This is a genomic window from Pseudomonas sp. WMBT8, assembly GCF_050916005.1.
Classification (GTDB): Bacteria; Pseudomonadota; Gammaproteobacteria; order Pseudomonadales; family Pseudomonadaceae; genus Aquipseudomonas.
Window position 1 is genome coordinate 3,870,585 of the sequence record NZ_CP188096.1, and the last position, 24,262, is coordinate 3,894,846.

2 protein-coding genes are annotated in these 24,262 nt (G+C 59.7%); both read left to right on the forward strand.

Annotated elements, in window-relative coordinates; all coding sequences use genetic code 11:
• The first annotated feature begins 134 nt into the window (after window positions 1-134).
• Window positions 135-12,452: a non-ribosomal peptide synthase/polyketide synthase gene (locus ACO77H_RS17615; RefSeq protein WP_432754370.1), complete on the forward strand. Its 12,318-nt coding sequence runs from the start codon at window positions 135-137 to the stop codon at window positions 12,450-12,452.
• Window positions 12,452-24,259 carry an amino acid adenylation domain-containing protein gene (locus ACO77H_RS17620; RefSeq protein ID WP_432754371.1) on the forward strand — a complete coding sequence of 3,936 codons (11,808 nt, stop codon included), beginning with the start codon at window positions 12,452-12,454 and terminating at the stop codon, window positions 24,257-24,259. Before ACO77H_RS17615 ends, ACO77H_RS17620 begins: the two co-directional genes overlap by 1 nt.
• Window positions 24,260-24,262 lie beyond the last annotated feature (3 nt).

The window sequence follows — 24,262 nt, forward strand, 5'->3', positions numbered from 1 at the left end:
GAAGCCACGAGCCTCATCGCCGGCAAGCCGGCTCCTACAACGCCTCCCGCCGGCTATTGCGCCTAAATCTGATCGATCGAACTTCGTCTTCCTGACACAGCTTATTTCCTCTGCCGACGGCGACGAGATCGATCATGAACCAATTGAACCAACTTCCCGACGACGACCTGCTGGCCCTGTTGCTGGCCGATGAAGCCGGCGCCGGGCAGTCCATCCAGAGCCTCGCCGGGCATGACCCGGTACCGCTGTCGTTCGCCCAGCAGCGCCTGTGGTTCCTGCAACAGTTCGATCCCCAGAGCCATGCTTACAACCTGCCACGGGCGATTGCCCTCAAGGGCCCGGTAGACGCGCGCGCCCTGGAAGCAGCGCTGAACCGGGTGATCGACCGCCACGATATCCTGCGCACCGCCTTTCGCGACACCGACGGCACGCCGCTGCAAGTCATCGAGCATGATGCGCGGCTGACCCTGCTGGAAGAGGACCTGAGCGCCCTGGACAGCCAGCAGCGCGACCTGCTGCTGCAACAGCGTATCCGCCAGCACGCCACCCAACCCTTCGACCTGCGCCAGGCGCCGCTGATTCGCAGCAGCCTGCTCAAACGGGCCGAGCAGGACTACGTGCTGCTGCTCAACATGCACCACATTGTCTCGGACGCCTGGTCCAACCCGATCCTGATCCACGACCTGGCCAGCGCCCTCGGCCAACCGGGCCAGGCCCTGCCGCGCCCGGCCATCCAGTACGCCGACTACGCCCAATGGCAGCGCCAGGACTACCCGCAGACGCCGCAACACAGCGCAGCCGCGCAGTATTGGAAAGCCTGCCTGGGCGACGAAATCCCCACCCTGGAGCTGCCTCGCGAGCGCCTGGAAAAGCCCGCCGGTGCCGGCCATCATCGGCACGCGTTGCCCGCCCACCTGAGCGAGCGCCTCCAGACCTTTTGCCAGCAACAGGGCCTGACGCCTTTCGTGGTGCTCCTGGGTGCCTGGCAGTTGCTGTTGGGGCGCTACAGCGGCCAGGTCGATTTCACCGTCGGCGTGCCCAACGCCACCCGTAACCAGGCGCAGATCCAGGACCTGGTGGGCTTTTTTGTCAGCAGCCAGGTGTATCGCGCGCGGCTGGCGCCCGAGCAAACCTGCAGCGCGTTCCTCCAGGGCCTGCGCCAGCAGTCCCTGGCCGCCCTGGAACATGCCGACTACCCCATCGAGCTGATCCTCGAAGACCTGCACCTGCAACGCAGCCCCCAGGCCAACCCGCTGTTCCAGACCCTGTTCAACTGGCGCGTCGGCGCCGCGCAGGAAGAGGCCCTGCACCTGGGCCCGCTGGAGCTGAGGTTTATGGACAGCCACCCGCTGCAGGCCAAGTTCGACCTGTCGCTGGACGTGGAATACAGCCAGCAGCAGATCACCGCGCATTTTGAATACGACGCCGCTTGCTTGCGTCCGGCGACCGTCGCCACCCTGGCCGGGCACTGGCAGAACCTGTTGCAGGGCATGATCGAGCAGCCCCATGCCCTGATCGGCGAACTGCCGATGCTCAGCGACCAAGAGCGCGGGCAGCAATTGGCGCAGTGCAATGCCACGGCCGTCGACTACCCCGACGCAGCGCCTGTGCACGTGTTGGTCGCCAAGCAAGCCGAACGCCAGCCACAGGCTGTCGCCGTGGTGTTCGGCGACCAGCAACTGACCCTGGACCAGCTCAATCGCCGCGCCAACCAACTGGCCCACAAGCTACTGGAACTGGGCGTCGGCCCCAACGTCTGCGTGGGCCTTGGCCTTGAACGCAGCCTGGAGATGGTCATCGCCCTGCTGGCCGTGCTCAAGGCCGGCGGCGCCTATGTGCCGCTGGACCCGGCCTACCCCGCCGAACGCCTGGCCTACATGATCAACGACAGCGGCATCGGCCTGCTGCTGAGCCAAAGCAGCCTGGCATTGCCCGCCCCTGACAGCCTGCCGTCCCTGAGCCTGGACCAGGACAGCGACTGGCTGGAAGGCTATGACAGCGCCAACCCCCAGGTAACGGTCAGCGCCGACAACCTGGCCTACATGATCTACACCTCCGGCTCCACCGGGCAGCCCAAGGGCGTGCAAGTGCGTCATGGCGCCCTGACCAACCATATGCTGTGGATGCAGGGCGAACTGGGCCTGAGCGCTGCGGACCGGGTCTTGCAAAAAACCGCCTTTAGCTTCGACGCCTCGGTGTGGGAGTTCTGGCTGCCATTGCTCAACGGTGCGCAGTTGGTCCTGGCTTCCAGCGAGCTGGCCGAAGACCTGTCAGTGCTGTGGTCGCAAGTAGCCGCCCAGCGCATCAGCGTGCTGCAAATGGCGCCTTCCCTGCTGCAAGCCTTGCTCGCCGATGAACAGGGCGCACAGATGCAATCCCTGCGCCTGCTGCTGCTCGGCGGCGAAGCCCTCGGCACCCCGCTGGTCGCACAACTGCGCGAACGCTGGAACGGCCGCCTGTGCAACCTTTACGGCCCAACCGAAGCCACCATCGACAGCACCTTCTTTGATGTCCAGAGTTTGCCCGAGGGTGCCATTGCCCCTATCGGCCGCCCCATCGCCAACGTGCGCACCTACCTGCTGGACCACGACCTGCAACTGTGCCCCATGGGCACCAGCGCCGAACTGCTGATCGGCGGCGACTCCCTGGCGCAGGGCTACCACCAGCGCCCGGGGCTGACCGCCGAACGCTTTATTCCCGATCCGTTCGCAGGCAACGGCGCGCGCCTGTATCGCAGCGGCGACCTGACCCGCTACCGCGCCGATGGGGTCATCGACTACATCGGGCGCATCGACCATCAGGTCAAAATCCGCGGCCTGCGTATCGAACTGGGGGAAATTGAAGCGCAACTGCTGCAACACGAGGCGGTGCGCGAAGCCGTGGTCATCGCCCACCCAACCCTGGGCGGCGCGCAGTTAGTGGGCTACGTGGTGCCGACAGCGCTGGCAACGGACACTGCCCGCCAGGACGCCTTGCGCGAGACCCTCAAGGCCCACCTCGGCGAACACCTGCCGGACTACATGGTCCCCGGCCACCTGCTGATCCTCGCGCAACTGCCCTTGACCCCCAACGGCAAACTCGACCGCAAGGCCCTGCCCGCCCCCAACGCGAGCCAGGCCCTGCACGCCTACGTAGCCCCGCAGAACGAAGTGCAACAGCGTATCGCCAGCATCTGGCAAGACGTACTCAAGCTGGAAAAAATCGGCCTGAACGACAACTTCTTCGAACTGGGCGGCGACTCGATCATCTCCATCCAGGTCGTCAGCCGCGCGCGCCAGGCCGGTATCCACTTCACCCCCAAGGACCTGTTCCAGCACCAGACCATCCAGGGCCTGGCCAGCGTGGCAAAAAACCACGGCCAGGGCCTCGCAATCGACCAGGGCCCGGTCACAGGCCCAGCCCCGCTGCTGCCGATCCAACACCTGTTCTTCGACACCGACATCCCCGAGCGTCACCACTGGAACCAGTCGGTCCTGCTCAAACCCGCCACCCCCCTGGACCCGCACCTGCTGGAACAGACCCTCAACGCCCTGATCCACCACCACGACGCCCTGCGCCTGAATTTCACCCAGGCTGAACACGGCTGGCACGCCGAATACCGCCCGAGCACAGCCTCGGTGCTATGGCAAACCCGCATCGACGACGCCACACAGTTGCACTCGGTGGGCGACGAAGCCCAACGCAGCCTCAACCTGCAAGACGGGCCGTTGCTTAGAGCGGTGCTGGTCAGCCTGGGGGACGGTAGCCAGCGTTTGCTGCTGGCTATTCATCACCTGGTGGTGGACGGCGTGTCGTGGCGGATTTTGTTTGAGGATTTGCAGATGGCCTATCGTCAGGTGCAAGCGGGTGAAGGTTTCTCCTTACCGGAGAAAACCAGCGCCTATAAAGCCTGGGGCCAGCGTCTGCTGGACTACGGTCAAAGTGCCGAACTACAAGGACAGATCGCCTATTGGCAACAACTGGCAGACGGCTGCGCCGAACTGCCAGTGATACGCGCTGACGCCAGCCTGAAGAAAGCAGACAGTCAGACCGTCAATACCCATCTCAATCAGGATCTGACCCGACGTCTGCTGCAAGATGCCCCGAGCGCCTACCGCACACAGATCAACGATCTGTTGCTCGCTGCACTGGCACGGGTCATCAGCCGCTGGACCGCCCAGCCACAGGTGCTGATCCAACTCGAAGGCCATGGCCGCGAAACCTTGTTCGACGACATCGACCTGACCCGCACCGTGGGCTGGTTTACCACGGTGTACCCGGTGCGCTTGACGCCCCAGTCCGACCACGGCACCACGATCAAACAGATCAAGGAGCAATTGCGCAGCATCCCGAACAAGGGCCTGGACTTCGGCGTCCTGCGCTACCTGGGCACCCCCGAGACGCGGCAAGTGTTACAGGCGCTGCCAGTGCCACGCATCACCTTCAACTACCTGGGCCAGTTCGACACCAGCTTCAACGCCAACGACGACGCCCTCTTTGCTCCAGCTCCTGAAAGCAGCGGTGCTGAACACAGCGCCGAGGCACCGCTGAGTAACTGGTTGACCCTCAACGGCCAGGTGTACGACGGCGAACTGAGCCTGGTGTGGACCTTTAGTGCGCAGATGTTCGAGCCCGCACGCATGCAAGCCCTGGCCGATGAATACGCCGAGGAGCTGACACAACTGATCGAGCATTGCTGCGACCCACATAACCGTGGTGTAACGCCTTCGGACTTCCCCCTCGCCCACCTCGACCAAGCGCAACTGGACGCACTGCCAATAGCCGTCACACAGATCGACGACATCTACCCGCTGGCGCCGATGCAGCAAGGCATGCTGTTCCATTCGCTCTACGAGCAAAACGTTGGCGCCTACGTCAACCAGATGCGCCTGAACGTTACCGGCCTCGACCCGCAAGGCTTGCGTGATGCCTGGCAACAGGCGATGGACGCCCACGATATCCTGCGTACCTCGTTCATCTGGCAAGGTGAACTGCAACAACCGGTACAAGTGGTCCATAAGCAATTGACACTGCCCATGGTCTGCCACGACTGGCAGCAACACGCAGACCTGCAACCAGCACTGGATAAACTGGCCTGGGAGCGTTTGCAACAGCGCTTCGACCTGGCTCGTGCGCCGCTACTGGACGTGCAGGTGATTCAGACCGGGGAAGCCCAACACCACCTGATCTACACCGTACACCACATCCTGATGGACGGCTGGAGCAACTCCCAACTCATGGGCGAGATCCTCCAACGCTACGCCGGCCAGACCTTGCCGGCCAGAATGGGGCGCTACCGCGACTACATCGCCTGGCTGCAACGCCAGGACAGCAGCGCCAGCCAAACCTGGTGGGCAGCCCAACTGGCGACACTGCAAGAACCCACCCGCCTTGCCAGCAGCCTGGTCAGCGTACCTACCACCGCCACCGGCCACGGTAATCATTACCAGCACTTCGGTATCGTCGAGACCCGTTACTTCAACGAGTTTGCCCGTCGCCAGAAAGTCACCCTCAACACTCTGCTGCAAGGCGCCTGGCTGCTTCTGTTGCATCACTACACTGGACAGGACAGCCTGTGCTTCGGCGCCACCGTCGCCGGGCGCCCGACAGATATCGCCGGTATCGAGCAGCAAGTCGGACTGTTCATCAATACCCTGCCGGTGATTGCCACGGTCAACCCGCAAACCCGGGTCGATCAATGGCTACAGGCCGTGCAAACGCAGAACCTGTCGTTGCGCGAACACGAACATACCTCGCTGGCCGATATTCAACGCTGGGCCGGGCACAACGGCGAAGCGTTATTCGACACGCTGTTGGTGTTCGAAAACTACCCGATCGCCGACGCTCTTGAACAACAGGCCCCCAAAGGCCTGGAGTTTGGCAACGTCGACACCTACGAACAGACCAACTACCCGCTGACTCTGGCCCTGAATGCCGGGGAAACCCTGTCACTGCACTACAGCTTCGCCCACGACGCCTTCAGCGAAGCCGTGATCGAACGGATGGCGCAGCACCTGCACAACCTGCTGTTGCGCCTCACCGAACGGCCGGACCGAGCCATCGGCGAGCTAAACTTGCTGGACGACAGCGAGCGCGCGCAGGTTGTGCATCGCTGGAACGATACTGCCAGGCACTACCCGTTGGAGCGGCCGGTACAGGCGCTGATCGAACACCAGGTCGAGCAGACTCCCGACGCAGCGGCCCTGATATTTGCAGATGTTCGTCTCAGCTACGCCCAACTCAACGCCCGGGCCAACCAACTGGCCCATCATCTGATCGCTCTGGGCGTAGGCCCGGACCGGCTGGTGGGGATTGCGCTGGAACGCAGCGTGGAAATGGTCGTTGGTTTGCTCGCCATCCTCAAGGCGGGCGGGGCCTATGTGCCGCTGGATCCTGAGTATCCGACTGATCGCCTGGCCTACATGATCGACGACAGTGGTATCGACCTGCTGCTGACCCAGCAATCGCTGCTCAGCACCCTGCCACTGCCAGCAACACTCCATACGTTGTGCCTGGATACCCTGGCATTGGATGCCTTGCCGGACACCAACCCAGCTATTAGCGTGGCAGCGGAAAACCTCGCCTACGTGATCTACACCTCGGGCTCTACCGGCAAACCCAAAGGTGCCGGCAACCGCCACAGTGCCCTGACCAACCGTCTGTGCTGGATGCAGCAAGCCTATGGGTTAAGCGGCGACGACACCGTGTTGCAAAAAACCCCGTTTAGCTTTGATGTATCGGTGTGGGAGTTTTTCTGGCCCTTGATGACAGGTGCCCGCCTTGTCGTGGCGGGTCCTGGGGATCATCGTGACCCGCAAAAACTGGTGCAATTGATCACCGAGCACCAGGTGACGACCCTGCATTTCGTACCGTCGATGCTGCAAGCCTTCCTGCAAGACGATAGCAGTGAGCGTTGCACCGGCCTGACCCGGATTATCTGCAGCGGCGAGGCCTTGCAGGTGGATACGCAACAACAGGTGTTCGCCCGCCTGCCGGGTGCCAGCCTATACAACTTGTATGGCCCCACTGAAGCTGCCATCGACGTCACCCACTGGACCTGCCGCGAGGAGCAGGCTCACACCGTACCGATCGGCCAGCCCATCGCCAACCTCAGCACGTTCGTTCTCAATAGCGATCTGGCCCCATTACCGGTGGGATTGGTGGGCGAGTTATACCTGGGCGGTGAAGGCTTGGCCCGTGGTTACCACCGCCGTGCGGGCATGACTGCCGAGCGCTTTGTTGCCAGCCCCTTTACCAAAGGCCAGCGCCTGTATCGCACCGGCGACCTGGCGCGGCAGCGAGCCGATGGCGTGATCGAGTACATCGGCCGTGTCGACCATCAAGTGAAAATTCGTGGTCTGCGCATTGAGCTGGGAGAAATCGAGGCACGCCTGCTGGAGCAGGCCGAAGTTCGTGAGGCCGCCGTGCTGGCTGTGGACAGCGGTCGCGGCCTGCAACTGGTCGGCTACGTGGTGCCAAGCGCCAACGCCAACGAAGCACTGCGCGAGACCCTCAAGAACACCCTCAAGGAGCACCTGCCGGACTACATGGTCCCGGCACTCTGGGTGTTCCTCGATGCCCTGCCGCTGAGTCCCAACGGCAAGCTGGACCGCAAGGCCCTGCCGGCACCAGATGCCAGCCAGGTGCAGGTCCGGTACGTTGCCCCGCAGAGCGAGTTGGAACAGCAAATCGCCAATATCTGGCAAGACGTACTGAAGGTACAGAACGTCGGCCTGACCGATAACTTCTTCGAACTGGGCGGCGATTCGATCATCTCCATCCAGGTAGTCAGTCGCGCGCGCCAGGCCGGGATTCAATTCAGCCCCAAGGAACTGTTCGAAGCCCAGACCGTACAACAACTGGCCATCCTGGCCCGCACCGGTACGCCCGCGCAGGAAATCGATCAACAACCGCTCACGGGGCCGACCTCTCTACTGCCGGTACAGCAGGCGTTTTTCCAGCAGGCGATCCCCGAGCGTCACCATTGGAACCAGGCAGTACTACTATCGGCCCAGGCACCGTTGCAGGCCGATGCGCTCGAGCAGGCGCTGCAGGCCCTGATCCTCCATCATGACGGTTTGCGCCTGAGCTTCAGCGAAAACACTGCAGGCTGGCAGGCCAACTATCGCTCGGTGGCGCAACAGCAGCAGGACTGGCAACAGGCTCCGGCCCTGCAACAAGCCTGCGCCCTCTCCACCACGGAGCTGGAAGAGTTGGGCAACCAGGCCCAGGCCAGTCTCGACCTGGCCCAGGGCCCCCTGCTGCGAGCGGTGCTGGTGACCCTGGCCGATAACATCCAGCGCCTGCTGCTGGCGGCCCACCACCTGGTGATTGATGGCGTGTCGTGGCGCATCCTGTTTGAAGACTTGCAGACCGCTTACCAGCAAGCCTTAGCGGGGCAGATCATCAGCCTGCCGGCAAAAACAGACTCAGGCAAAACCTGGGCCGAGCATCTGCAACGCCATGCCACCCAGGGTGGCCTGGCGGGAGAGCTCGCGTACTGGCAGTCCCAGTTGAAAGATGCCCAGGGCAAGCTGCCTGGTGCTCGCTGCGATGCCAGCCTGGAAAACCGTCACGGCCATAGCGTCAATACCCGGCTGGACAAGGCCCTTACCCGGCAGTTGCTGCAAGAAGCTCCCGCCGCCTACCGCACCCAGATCAATGACCTGCTGCTGACAGCGCTGGCACGGGTGATCAGTCGCTGGACCCACCACCCACAGTGCTTGATCCAGCTTGAAGGCCATGGCCGTGAAGAGCTGTTCGAACCCGTGGACCTGACACGCACCGTAGGCTGGTTCACCAGCCTGTTCCCGGTGGCACTGACGCCTGTTGCCAATGACCTGGGTGCGTCGATCAAGCAGATCAAGGAACAACTGCGGGCCATCCCCAACAAAGGAATCGGCTTCGGTGCCTTGCGCTACCTGGGCGATGCCCGGGCCTGCGAAACCTTGGCGGCCCTGCCTGAACCGCGCATTACCTTCAACTACCTGGGCCAGTTCGATGGCAGCTTCAGCGCCGATGCACAGGCCCTGTTCTGCCCGGCCAGCGAAGGTACGGGTGCCGAGCAAAGCCCGGACGCGCCGCTGGGCAACTGGTTGACGCTCAACGGCCAGATCTACGCTGGCGAGTTGAGCCTGAACTGGCTGTTCAGCCGTGAGATGTTCGACGAGGCCACCATCCAGCACCTGGCTGATGAATACGCCGAAGAGCTTGCCGCCCTCATCGCCCATTGCCTTGATCCGGCCCACCGCGGCCTGACGCCCTCGGATGTGCCTCTGGCCGCTATTGGTCAGGCACAGCTGGATCGCTTGCCCATACCTGCCGCACAGATCGCCGACCTCTACCCATTGTCGCCGATGCAGCAGGGTATGTTGTTCCATACCTTGTATGAACAAGGGACCGGCAATTACATCAACCAATTGCGCGTGGATATCGACGGGCTTGACCCGCAGCGTTTCCAGCAGGCCTGGCAAGCAGCGATGGACAATCACGAAATCCTGCGCACAGGTTTTGTCTGGCAAGGGCTGGAGCAACCATTGCAGTGGGTACTCAAGCAAGCGCAGGTGCCGTTCAGCGTATACGCCCTGGGCAGCCACGATGCACAGCAACTTGACGCGCTGGCCCTGACTGAACTGCAGCGGCCGTTCGTGCTGGATCAAGCACCGTTGTTGCGCCTGGCCCTGGTACAGACCGGCGCCGAGCGCTATCACCTGATCTACACCGGTCATCACATCCTGATGGACGGCTGGAGCAACTCCCAGCTCATGGGCCAGGTGTTGCAGCATTACAGTGGGCAAGCCGTAACCGCCAATACCGGGCGCTATCGCGACTATATCGCCTGGTTGCAGCAGCAGGACAGCGCCGCCAGCCAGCGCTTCTGGCAAGAGCAATTGCGCGGCCTGGAGTCGCCAACCCTGCTCGGCCAAAGCGTGACGCTAGTACCTGGAGATGGCCATGGCGAATACCGCAAGGTCATTGACCCCGCCACTACCGAGCGCCTCAACACCTTTGCCCGCCAACAGAAAGTGACCACCAACACCCTGGTGCAAGCGGCGTGGCTACTCTTGTTGCAGCGTTACACCGGCCAAACCACGGTGTGCTTCGGTGCCACCGTGGCCGGGCGCCCGGCACAGCTCAATGGCGTCGAGCAACAGATCGGCCTGTTCATCAATACCCTGCCCGTGGCGGCCAGCCCGCGCCCAGAGCAAAGCGTTGCGCAGTGGCTACAGCAGGTCCAGGCACAGAACCTGTCCTTGCGTGAGCACGAACACACACCACTGTTCGAAACCCAGCGCCAGGCAGGAGTGGGCGGCGAAAGCCTGTTCGACAACATCCTGGTGTTCGAGAACTACCCGATCTCCGAAGCACTGGAACAAGGCGCACCGCAAGGCTTGCGTTTTGGTCCGGTGCATAGCCAGGAGCAGACCAACTATCCACTGACCCTGAGCGTTGGCCTGGGTGCCAGCCTGACCCTGCAGTACCGCTACGTGCGGGCGAATTTCAGCGATGCGCTGATCGAGCAGATCGCCCGGCACATGGATCAACTGTTGAACGGTTTGATGGACAGCGCCGACCGTGCGCTGGGCTCGCTAAACCTGCTGGACAAGTCCGAACAAGCCTTGATCCTCAACACATGGAACAGCGCTCCACTGTCGGTTGCCGATGAACAGTGCATTCACCACCTGATCAATCGCCAGACCCAGGAAACCCCCGGGCAGTTGGCACTGATCGACGGTGAGCAACGCCTGAGCTACCAGCAATTGGACCAACGTGCCAACCGCCTCGCCCACAAGTTGATTGAGCTTGGGGTCGGCCCGGAAGTGCGGGTCGGCGTAGCCATGCCACGTACCGGCGACCTGCTGATCGCATTGCTGGCAGTACTCAAGGCCGGTGGCACTTATGTGCCGCTGGACCCCGACTACCCGGCCGACCGCGTGGCTTACATGCTCGACGACAGCCGCGCGCACCTGCTGCTGGTTGGCCAACAATTGCCGGACGAATTGCGCGCCCACGCGACCACTCAAGTGCTGACGATCGAGCCCGGTGACGCCTGGCTGGCCGGTTACAGCGAGCAGCCGCCTATCACTACGGTAACCCCCGATAACCTGGCCTACGTGATCTATACCTCGGGTTCCACTGGCCTGCCCAAAGGCGTGGCCATTGCCCATCGCAACGTTTGCGCCCTGGTTCGCTGGTCTGCTCAGGTGTATTCACGCGAAGACTTGCAAGGGGTACTGGCCTCGACCTCGATCTGTTTCGACCTGTCGGTGTGGGAGCTGTTCGTGACCCTGGCCTGCGGTGGCCATATCGTTCTGGCGCGCAATGCCCTGGAACTGCCAACCCTGCCAGCACGCGATCAGGTGCGCCTGATCAATACCGTGCCTTCTGCTATCAACGCCTTGCAACGTGCCGCGCAGATTCCAGACAGCGTACGCATCATCAACCTCGCCGGCGAACCACTGAAACAGGCCCTGGTGGATACGCTCTACGAACAGACCAGCGTCACCCACATCTACGACCTGTACGGCCCCTCGGAGGACACCACCTACTCCACCTGGACCCGCCGCGAAGTCGCAGGCTCGGCCAATATCGGCCGCCCGGTCGGCAATACCGCTAGCTATCTGCTCACCCAGGACCTGCAACCGGCTCCCCTGGGCGTTGCGGCCGAGCTGTATCTGGCCGGCGCCGGCATAACCCGAGGTTATCTGGGCCGGGCGGCGCTGACCGCTGAAAAATTCGTGCCCAACCCGTTCTCGACAAGTGGCGAGCGGCTCTACCGCACCAGTGACCTGACCCGCTATCGCCAGGATGGGGTGATTGAATACATCGGGCGTATCGACCACCAGGTGAAAATCCGCGGATTCCGCATCGAGCTGGGCGAAATCGAAAGCCGCCTGCTACAACACCCCGACGTACGCGAAGCAGTGGTGCTGACCCAGGAACACCTCGACGGCCAACAGCTGGTGGCGTACGTGGTTACCCGTCAATCGCTCCCAGACGCAGCATCCCAGGACCAACTGCGCCCGCTGATCAAGGCCAGGCTCCAGGAAAACCTGCCGGCCTACATGGTCCCTGCGCACCTGGTGTTCCTCGATCAACTGCCGCTGACGCCCAACGGCAAACTGGATCGCAAAGCCTTGCCTATGCCTGAGGCCGTCCAGTCGCAACGCGCCTTTGTCGCCCCCCAGACCCCGTTGCAACAACAGATGGCGGATATCTGGCAACAAGTCCTGGAACTGGAGCGCGTAGGCCTGGATGACAACTTCTTTGAACTCGGCGGGCATTCCCTGCTGGTGGTGCGCGTGGTCTCACGCGCCCAACTGGAGTTGGGCATGCAACTGACCCCACAACAACTCTTTCAATTCCCCACCCTGGGCGCTTTCGTCAGTGAACTGCAAAGCAGCGGTGGGCAATTCGATACCGAAAAATTGAGCAAGCTCGAAGCGCTGCTTGACGATATGGAGCAACTGTAATGGACAAGAGCGTCGCCACCCGAATCGCCAAGCGTTTCATCACCCTGCCCCTGGACAAGCGCACGCTGTACCTGGAAAAAATGCTGGCCGAAGGCGTCTCGCCCGCCAACCTGCCGATCCCCGAAGTGCGCAGTGAGTTCGAGCTCATCCCGCTGTCGTTTGCCCAGGAGCGCCAATGGTTCCTCTGGCAGTTGGATCCCACCAGCGCCGCCTACCACATCCCCACCGCCCTGCGTCTGCGCGGCGCGTTGGACGTGCCAGCACTGGAACACGCGTTCAACACCCTGGTGGCACGCCATGAAAGCCTGCGCACCACCTTCCAGCAAATCGATGAGCGCGCGGTGCAAGTCATCGCCCCTCACATGCCCCTCGCGGTGGAACTAGTCCGCCTAGACGCACACCTGAGTGAAAGCGAACAACAACAGCAGATCAAAGACTTCGTCGAACACGAAACCCAACAACCCTTCGACCTGCACAACGGCCCACTGCTGCGAGTCAAGTTGCTACACCTGGCCAACGACGACCACGTACTGGTACTGACCCAACACCACATTGTCTCCGATGGCGCCTCCATGCAAATCATGGTCAGCGAACTGGTGCAGGCTTACGGCGCCTTCGTCCGGGGACAGGACATCACCTTGGCGCCGTTGCAGATCCAGTATGCCGACTACGCCATCTGGCAACGGCACTGGATGGAAGCGGGCGAGCGTGAGCGGCAACTGGCGTACTGGAACAAGCAATTGGGCGGCGAGCAGCCGGTGCTGGAATTGCCGACGGACTATCCGCGGCCGGCGGTGCAGAGTTTTCGTGGGGCACAGTGTTCATTTGAGCTGAGCGATGCACTGGGAACAGGCATCAAACAATTGGCTCAACAGCACAATGTCACTCCGTTCATGGTTCTACTAGCCTCGTTTCAGGCTTTGCTTCATCGTTACAGCCGACAAACGGACATCCGGGTGGGGGTTCCAACCGCCAATCGAAACCGGGTCGAGAACGAGGGGCTGATCGGCTTTTTCGTCAATACTCAGGTGCTCAAGGCGGACATCTCACCCCTAGGCCCCTTCAGCGAATTGCTTGCCCAGGTCAAACAAACATCCCTTGACGCCCAGGCCTACCAGGAGTTGCCCTTCGAACAACTCGTCGAGGCGCTGCATCCAGAGCGCAGCCTGAGCCATAGCCCGCTGTTTCAGGTGATGTTCAACCATCAGAAGGCTAGCGTCGCCGATCATGATGAGCGCAGCCGTCAACTTTCCGGCTTGATGATGGAAGGACTGAGCTGGGAAAACTCGACCGCACAATTTGACCTGACCTTGACTGTGCTAGAAACCCCACAAGGGTTCTGCGGCGCCTTCACTTACGCCACCGACTTATTCGAACCCGCCACTATCGAACGCATGAGCTGCCACTGGCAATGCCTGCTGACAGCGGTCGTGGCCAACCCCCTGCAATCTGTCGCTCAGCTGCCATTGCTCGACACTGCGCAACAGCAGCTAATACTTGAGGAGTGGAACAGCAGTACCGTTGACTACCCCCGCGAACTGCGGGTGCACCAGCTAATCGAAAACCAGGCCGAATTCTCACCCGACTCCATTGCATTGGTATTCGCAGAGCAACGACTGACCTACCAACAGCTCAACAGCCGTGCCAACCGCCTGGCAGGCAAATTGATCGAACTGGGAGTAGGCCCAGACGTACTGGTAGGCATCGCCCTCGAGCGCAGCGTGGAGATGATTATCGGGTTGCTGGCTGTGCTTAAGGCCGGCGGTGCATATGTGCCACTTGATCCTAGCTATCCCGAAGACCGCCTAGCCTACATGATGCAGGACAGTGGGATCGCCTTGCTGCTGACCCAGAGTTTCGTGCTACCCCGGATGCCTGTTCCCAATAGTGTTCAGGCGTTGAATCTGGATCAAGCACACAACTGGCTGGAGCATTATCCCGACGTCAATCCACGACAACCCCTCTTTGCGGAGCATTTGGCTTACGTAATCTACACCTCTGGCTCGACGGGCAAGCCAAAAGGCGTGATGGTGTCCCACGGCGCCTTGAGCAACTTCGTCACCAGCATGACGCGATTACCCGGGGTTTCCAGTCAGGACCGAGTCTTGTCGCTGACAACATTCTCGTTTGATATTTTTGGCCTGGAAATCTATGTGCCGCTCTCCGTTGGCGCCCTCGTGACATTGACCGGCCAGGCGATCAATCAAGACCCTGACTCGTTACTCAAGCTGGTGTATGAAGAAGAGATAACGGTTCTGCAAGCCACCCCCTCCACATGGCGAATGCTGCTCGACAGCCCCGACAGTCTGGTGCTGCAGGGCTGCAAGCTGTTCTGCGGGGGCGAAGCGCTGCCTGAAGAACTCGCGCAACGTATGCTCGTGTTGTCGGATCAGGTCTGGAACCTTTACGGCCCCACGGAAACTACCATCTGGTCCGCTCTCCACGCTCTGGATCGCACACATACCCAACCTTACCTCGGCCGTCCAATTGCAAATACCACACTGTTTTTGCTGGATGATGACCTGTGTGCGGTACCTATAGGCGTAGGCGCCGAGCTGTTGATCGGCGGAGAAGGCCTGGCTCGCGGCTACTTCCAGCGACCGGCGCTGACTGCAGAACGTTTCGTGCCTAATCCATTTGGGGCTCCGGGAGCACGCCTGTATCGCACCGGTGACCTGACCCGCTACCGTAACGACGGTGTAGTTGAATACATCAGCCGCCTCGATCATCAGGTGAAAATTCGCGGCTTTCGAATTGAATTGGGTGAGATCGAAGCGAGATTACTTGAGCATCCAGACGTACGCGAAGCCACTGTACTGGCACAAGAAGGTCCGGGAGGGGCACAACTGGTAGCTTACCTCGTCCTCCATTCACTACGGGTTGAAAGCGAACTGCGCCAAATCCTCAAGCTGCATCTCAAACAGAGCCTGGCGGACTATATGGTCCCGCCTCACTGGATGTTTTTACCCGCACTGCCACTGACTCCCAACGGCAAGCTTGATCGCAAAGCCCTACCTCGCCCGGATGCCGATCAACTGCGCAAAACTTACATTGCGCCGCAAAATGATATCGAGCGCACGGTGGCCAATATCTGGGCAGAAGTGCTGAAGATCGATCAGGTCGGTATGACGGATGACTTCTTCGAACTAGGCGGCCACTCTTTACTGGCGACTCAGGTGATATCGCGGGTCCGGCAGGCTCTCAAGTGCGATGTCGCCCTGAAAAGCCTGTTTGAACACAGTGAACTGCGGGCGTTCGTGCAAGCTTTTGAGACATCTTCTAGTATGCATGTCCCGCTGGTAGCACAAGAACGCAGTACCTCCCTGCCATTGTCATATGCTCAGGAACGTCAGTGGTTCCTTTGGCAACTGGCACCTGATAGTGCTGCCTACCATATTCCGGCAGCCCTGCGCCTGAAAGGTGATCTCGACGTCCCGGCTCTGGAGCGTAGTTTCAGCTCGCTGATCGAACGTCATGAGACCTTGCGCACCCATTTTCTCCTTGAAGGCGAACAGGCCGTCCAAGTCATCGCTCAGGCGACACCTTTGACCATAACCCTGGACACGCTGGCACCTGCCGATGAGCTAGAACAAGCGATCAAGAAGTATGTTGAAACGCAGACTGCAGAATTGTTTGACCTACAATCAGGTCCTCTCCTGCGAGTGAAACTGCTGCAACTGGCTACGGACGACCACGTGCTGGTTATCGTTCAACACCATATCGTTTCCGACGCCTGGTCTATGCAAGTCATGGTGCGTGAGCTGATTGAGCTATACACCGGCCAGAGCCAGGGAGTGAATGTTGCGTTGCCAGCATTGCCAGTGCAGTACGCCGACTACGCGATCTGGCAGCGCCAGTGGATGGAGGCTGGTGAACGCGAGCGTCAACTCGCATATTGGTCGCAACAACTAGGAGGCGAACAAACACTCCTGGAACTGCCTCTGGACCGTCCACGCCCGCTGGAACAGAGCTTTCGTGGCGCGAAGGTGGAGTTCTCCTTATCCAACTCACTGAGCCTGTCGCTCAAGCAGCTCGCCCAGCAATTAAACGTGACACCGTTCATGCTGCTGTTAGCCTCGTTCCAGGCGCTGCTGCATCGCTATAGCCGACAAACCGAGATATGTGTCGGAGTGCCTATCGCCAACCGCAATCGCCTGGAAACTGAAGGACTCATCGGTTTCTTCGTCAATACTCAAGTACTTAAAGCCAATGTGAATGGTCAATTACCATTCAGTAAGTTTTTGCAACATGTCAAGCACACGGCATTGCAGGCACAAGCGCATCAGGACCTGCCTTTCGAGCACTTGGTCGAGGCACTGCGCCCGGAACGCACCCTGAGTCACAGCCCACTATTCCAGGTACTGTTCAATCATCAGAACAGCGGACAACCATCCAAGGAACACCTGACGAAACTCTCCGTTGAGAGTCTGAAATGGGAGACCCGGACTGCACAGTTTGATCTGACCCTCAATACCTTCGAGTCAGTTAATGGTTTTTCCGCTGCCCTGACTTACGCCACTGACCTGTTTGAGCGGGCAACCATCGAACGTATGGTCAAACACTGGCAAACGTTGTTGCAGAGTATTATCAAATCGCCCCAACAGCGTATCGCTGAGTTGGCACTACACAGTGCTGACGAGCTGCAGCAGACGCTTGAAGAATGGAACCCACGTGTCACGCAATATCCTGAGGCTGGCTGTCTGCATCAGCTCATCGAAGGTCACGCCACACGTGCGCCGCACGCCATAGCACTGACGCTGGGCACACACCAGTTAAGTTACGAACAACTCAACACACGCGCGAATCAGTTGGCCCATCAACTGATCGAGCAGGGTGTCGGTCCCGAAGTCATGGTGGGACTGGCTAGCGAAAGAAGCCTGGATATGGTCATAGGTTTGCTGGCGATTCTCAAGGCAGGCGGTGCCTATGTGCCTCTAGATCCGGCCTATCCGAATGATCGGCTCGCCTACATGATCCAAGATAGTGGCCTGACACTAATACTTATGCAGGCCTCTCTGATTGAACAGATACCCGTGACGTCCAATGTCCGCATCCTGCTGCTGGAGTCCGACAAGCAAAACCACTACAGCGTGGAGAACCCACGGATCCCGGTAGAGGCAGAGAGTCTCGCTTACGTCATCTACACCTCGGGGTCGACTGGTCACCCAAAGGGCGCGCTACTTACCCATCAGAATGTTCTGCGACTCTTCAGCGCCTGCGAGAAAGAGTTTTCCTTCGACGCACAGGACGTATGGAGCCTTTTTCACTCCTACGCCTTCGATTTTTCGGTGTGGGAGATTTTTGGCGCTCTATTGTACGGAGGCCGACTGGTTATCGTGCCCCATGAAGTCAGCCGCTCACCGGAAGACTTCTACACATTGTTGTGCGAACAGCAGGTGAGCGTACTTAACCAGACACCTTCGGCGTTCAAGCAACTCATGCACAGCGTCTGTGCAACGCCGCACTCAGACAAAAAGCTGGCACTGCGCTACGTCATATTTGGTGGTGAGTCCTTGGAGATCCAGAGCCTACGTCCTTGGTTCGAGCAGTTCGGCGATAGCTCACCGCAATTGATCAACATGTATGGCATTACCGAAACCACGGTACATGTGACCTACCGACCGATCAGCCTGGCCGACCTATCGAGCGACGCCACCAGCCCAATCGGGCGGCCACTGAATGATTTATCATGGTATTTGCTGGACGCCGACCTCAATCTTGTAGCCCAAGGGTGCGTCGGAGAGCTGTATGTAGGCGGCGCAGGTTTGGCACGTGGTTACCTCAACCGAACAGACCTGAGCGCAACCCGCTTTATCGCAGACCCGTTTTCCCAAAACGGCGCACGCCTTTACCGCACCGGAGACCTGGCCCGCTATCGAACCGACGGGGTAATCGAATACATCGGGCGCATCGACCATCAGGTAAAGATTCGCGGATTCCGTATTGAGCTGGGAGAAATCGAAGCCGTCCTGTCGAACCTGGAGGCTGTACGCCAAGTCGTCGTCTTGGCACAAAAGGGCAAGAGCGGCCAGGCGCAACTCGTTGCCTATATCGTCCCCGGCCAAATCACAACTGAAGACAGTATGCGTGAAATCATCAAGGCGCATCTGAAAGAGCACCTGCCCGATTACATGGTGCCAAGCCACCTGCTGTTCCTGCCGCACTTGCCGCTGACCGCCAACGGTAAACTCGACCGTAACGCCCTGCCCTCACCAGATACCCGCCTGCTGCAACAAACCTACATCGCACCGCAAAACGAGATGGAGCAACGCATCGCTGCCATTTGGCAAGATGTCCTCAAGCTCGCAAAGATCGGCATAAACGATAACTTCTTCGAGCTAGGCGGAGACTCGATCATTTCCATTCAGGTAGTCAGTCGTGCCCGCCAGGCAGGAATTGGTTTTACCCCAAAAGAACTATTCCAGCATCAGACCATCGAGGGTTTGGCTAGGGTAGCAAAGGCTGGCACACAGGCTGTATCAGTCGACCAAGGAGCCGTCAGCGGAACAGCACTACTGTTACCAATTCAACATATGTTCTTCGAGACCGAGATACCGGAGCGCCATCATTGGAACCAGTCCGTGCTGCTCAAACCGAGCACAACACTTCAGGCTGGTTTACTGGAGCACGCCTTGCACGCTCTGATCCAGCATCACGATGCATTGCGACTGATCTTCCGGGAAAGCGACCATGGCTGGCAGGCAAGTTTCCAAGCCAGTGGCGAAGTTCCGGCCGTCGTTCAACAGATTACCGCCCACGATGCCGATGAGATTGCTCGGCTGTGCACCGACGCGCAGCGTAGCCTGAACCTGGCCAATGGTCCTATGCTGCGCGCGCTTTTAATTGATCTGGACGATGGCGGTCAACGTTTGCTGTTGGCAGTTCATCACTTAGTGATTGACGGTGTTTCCTGGCGCATCCTGTTCGAGGATCTGCAAACCATCTACCAACAATTGCAAGCCGCACGATCACTGACATTACCCAACAAAACCAGCTCGGTGCAAACCTGGGGCGAGCGACTAAGCAATCATGCCCATAGCGATGCCTTACGTCAGCAACTGCCCTACTGGCAGGAACAATTGCGTGACGCCTTCGTCGCCCTACCCTGCGATGATAGTGCCGGTAGCCTGGAGCGTTCTCATGGCCGTGGTGTACAAACACGATTGGACGCTCGACTCACCCGTCAATTGCTGCAAGATGCCCCGGCTGCATATCGGACTCAGATCAATGATCTGTTACTTACAGCGCTCGCCCGCGTCATTGCACGATGGACCGCGCGTCCCGACTGCGTGATCCAACTCGAAGGCCATGGTCGTGAAGATCTGTTTGAAGATGTCGACTTGACCCGTACTGTCGGCTGGTTCACCAGTGTTTTCCCGGTAAAACTCTCTACGACCAGCGATTTGGGAGAGTCAATTACCCATGTCAAAGAACAGTTACGCCGCATTCCTGACAAGGGTATTGGCTACGCCACACTACGTTATCTGGGCGATGACCATTCACGCCAAACACTGAGTGCACTGCCCGTTCCGCGACTCACCTTCAACTACTTGGGTCAGTTCGACAGCAGTTTTGACCATGCTAAAGACGCGCTTTTCGCACCGTGCGATGACAGCGCTGGTGCCGAACGCAGTCCGCAGGCCCCTCTGGACAACTGGTTGAGCATCAACGGCCAAGTGTATGGCGGTGAATTAAGTCTTAACTGGGGCTTTAGCGCCCAGATGTTCAAGGAAAGCACTATTCAGCACCTGGCGGATGAATACGCCAACGAGCTTAAAGCCCTCATTGAGCACTGCTGCGATGGCCACTATTCGGGCGTCACACCATCAGACTTCGCACTCGCCGCACTCAGTCAGCAGCACCTGAATACGCTTCCTGTAGCCTCGCAAGACGTCGAGGACATCTATCCCCTCTCTCCCATGCAACAAGGGATTTTGTTCCATACGCAAGAGTCTGCAGAGGTTGCGCTTTACATCAACCAGATGTCGGTACCCGTTGAAGGCCTGGACAGTAGCCGTTTCATCAGCGCCTGGAACCGCGTGATCCAGCACCATGAGATCCTGCGAACGGGTTTCTGGTCCTCCAGCGATCTGGCTGAACCGCTGCAAATTGTCTACCGCAAGGCCCGATTGCCCGTTCAGATCATTGATTGGCAGAATCGAGCCGTCACGCCGCAAGACCTTGAACAGTTAGCCAAGGATGACCTAGACAAAGGCTTTGATTTATTACACGCACCGCTGGTCAGGCTGACATTGATCAAGCTCGATGAACAGCGAATGCATCTTATCTGGACCAGCCATCATATTCTGATGGACGGCTGGAGTAGTTCGCGACTGCTGGGTGAAGTGTTCCAAATCTACAATGGCCAGACTCCGGCGGCTAAGCGAGGCAGTTACCGCGATTACATCCAGTGGCTGAGAAATCAGTCCCTGATTGATCTGGAAACTTTCTGGAGAGGCAAGCTGGAAGGGTTCAGTGGTTCGACGAATCTGGCAAACAGCATCGTCCCGCGTGCGCCATCAGATCTCCAAGGTCATGCAGCGCTATACATGATTTGGAATGCGGATCGAACCCAGTATCTGCGTGAGTGCGCGCAGCGCCTGCGCGTTACGCCCAACACGCTGATCCAGGCTACGTGGCTGATGCTCTTGCAGCGCTATACCGGGCAAGCCACCGTCTGTTTTGGCGCCACCGTCGCCGGTAGGCCAGCAAGCCTGCCCGGCGCTGATGAAATGCTCGGGCTGTTCATCAACACCCTTCCCATCATTCAAACTCCAGACCCACAAGCCTCTGCGCGACAGTGGCTACAAGCATTGCAAAACTACAACTTGGAAATACGCGACCACGAACACGCCTCCCTCGCCGACGTTCAGCGCTGGTCGGGTCAAGGTGGAACGCCACTCTTCGACAGCATTGTCGTGTTCGAGAACTATCCGGTGGATGAACGCCTGCAAGAGGCAGAGCACAACCAATTACGTTTCGGCGAAATCAGCACCCGTGACGTCACTAACTTTGCAATGGACCTGGCCATCAACCTCGGTAATACCCTAACCATCGAGTTCATGTACCTGCGCAACCGCTTCACCCCAGAAGCGACCGAACAAATCCGCACTAGCTTCGAAACCTTGCTGTGCGCCATGCTCGACAACCCCGACGCAACCCTCGGCAGCCTGGCCATGCTCAGCAACAACGAGCAGCAACGCCTCAACCAACGCAACATACTGACCCCTTTGCAGGAAACGGCGCCGTTGCTGGCCGAGGTCATCCGAAGCCACGCAGCAGCCACACCAGACGCCGTCGCAGTGGTATGTGCCGAAGCTCAGTTGACCTATGGGCAACTGGAGTCCCGCGCCAACCGCCTGGCCCATTACCTGATCGCCCAAGGAATAGGCCCGGAAAGTTTTGTCGGGATTGCCTTGGAGCGCTCAGTTGACGTCATCGTGGCGTTCTACGCGGTCATGAAAACCGGAGGTGCCTATGTGCCGCTGGACATCGACTATCCCCAGGAGCGCGTGCAGTGGATCGTCGAAGACTCGGCCATGAGTTTGCTGATTACCCACGAAAGCCTGCATTCGCGCTTCAATCAACCGTGGGCGCCGGCACTGATCGCGCTCGACGGCCTGAGCCTGGACAGTCAGCCCGACCATTGCCCTACCAGCGCTGTACTGGATGACAACCTTGCCTATCTGATCTACACCTCCGGTTCCACTGGCAAACCCAAGGGCGTAGCAGTCAGCCATGGGCAGATCCGCATGCATTGCCAGGCCATCGCCCGGCGCTACGACATGGACGCCAGCACCCGCGAGTTACTGTTTATGTCGTTTGCCTTCGACGGTGCCCAGGAGCGCTGGCTGTCGACGTTGGCCAGCGGTGCTCGCCTGGTGGTACGCGACAATCGCCTATGGACTGCGGAAGAAACCTGGCAGGCGTTGCATCAGCACGCCATCAGCATCGCCTGCTTCCCGCCGGCCTATCTGCAGCAACTCGCCGAGTTCGCCCAGACTCAGGACCAGGCGCCACCACCGGTACGCATCTATTGCTTTGGCGGTGATGCAGTGGCCGACGCCAACTTCGAACTGGTCAAGCGCGCCCTCAAACCGCAGTACTTGACCAACGGTTATGGGCCAACTGAAACCGTGGTGACCCCACTGCTGTGGAAAGTCCCGGTAGACGCCGTGTGTGGCGCGGTTTATGCGCCGATCGGCGAGCGTGTCGGCGAACGTACTCTCTACGTGCTGGATGATGCCCTCAATGTTGTGCCAGAGGGTGTGGCCGGTGAGCTGTATATCGGCGGCGAAGGTGTGGCGCGCGGTTATCACCAGCGACCCGGATTGAGCGCCGAGCGTTTTGTCGCCGACCCGTTTTCCAGTACCGGCGCACGCCTGTACCGCACAGGCGACCTGGTGCGCCAGCGTGCGGACGGGGTGATTGATTACCTCGGGCGCTTGGACAATCAGGTAAAAATCCGTGGTTTCCGCATTGAACTGGGAGAGATCGAAGCACGTCTACGCGAACTTTCCGATGTTCAGGACGCTGTAGTGGTTGCCCGGGAAACTGCCGGTGGCAAACAACTGATCGGCTACGTGGTCGCCAGCGACGTGGCCGGCCTCGGTGAGCGCCTGCGTGGCGAACTGCAACAGGATCTGCCGGACTATATGGTGCCTGTGCAAATCCTCGTGCTGGAGCGCTTGCCACTCAACCCGAACGGCAAACTAGATCGCCAGGCCCTGCCCGACCCGGACTTCAAGGGACGCCAGTTCATCGCCCCGCGCAACGCGCTGGAAAAAGCCTTGGCAGCGATCTGGCAAGAGGTGTTGGAGGTAGAGCAAGTCGGGGTCACCGACAACTTCTTCGAGCTGGGCGGCGACTCGCTACGAGTGCTTAAAGTGTTGTCCAAAGTGCGTAGTCAACCGGAACTGGGGCTGAGCCTCAAGCTACGCGACATGATGGGCAAACCGACCATTGCCGAACTGTCGGGCTACACCCCGAGCGAGCAGAACCTCGACCCGCTGTTGCTGCTCAACAATCGTGTGGCCAATGCTGCGCCGCTGTTCTGCCTGCACGCCGGTTTCGGCACGGTGTTCGACTACGAGCCCCTGGCCCGGCGTCTGGACGGCCAGCGCAGTGTCTATGGCCTGCAGTGCCGAATGCTGCTGGACCGCGATTGGGAAGATGAATCCTTGCAGGCCATGGCCATCGACTACGCCCAGTACATCCGGCAGAAACAGGCCGATGGCCCATACCACCTGTTGGGCTGGTCCCTCGGTGGCCCATTGGCGTTACTGGTGGCGCAGGAGCTGGAAAGCCAGGGCCAAGTCGTGGAGTTCGTGGGGTTGGTCGATGCCTTCACCCCAACTGCAGAACAGGCGCAGCCTGAGGACGACTGGAGCGATGACTTGCGCGGTTTCCTCGCAGTCATCTTCGATGTGGCTGTCGGGCGTTTGCCGGCGATTGAAATTCCGGCGGGCAGCGACATTGCGCGCCTGGAACAGTTGATCGCATCGGTGCAAAGCAATGTCGCTGGCGACTCGGCATACAGCAGCATCAGCACCGAAGAATTGGCCCATACGTTTATCGTGGCGATGAAACTCAAGGCGTTGTCCGAACAATTGCAGGTCCTGCCAGATACCGGCTGCCGTCCTCATTGTTGGTGGGCCAGCACGCCGCAAGCAGACTTCATCAGCCCAGTGCCTGGTGCACTGAGCGACGAACTGATTGCCGCTGGTCACTACGACATCCTGAAACACCCGGACTGGCTCCATGACCTGCTGCAGCAACTGCCGCAAAACGAAGCCGTGACCAACTGAACC

Bases quoted from the DNA above. Each gene is read 5' to 3' on its own strand.
- ACO77H_RS17615 (WP_432754370.1), top strand. From the start codon at position 135: ATGAACCAATTGAACCAACTTCCCGACGACGACCTGCTGGCCCTGTTG.
- ACO77H_RS17620 (WP_432754371.1), top strand. From the start codon at position 12,452: ATGGACAAGAGCGTCGCCACCCGAATCGCCAAGCGTTTCATCACCCTG.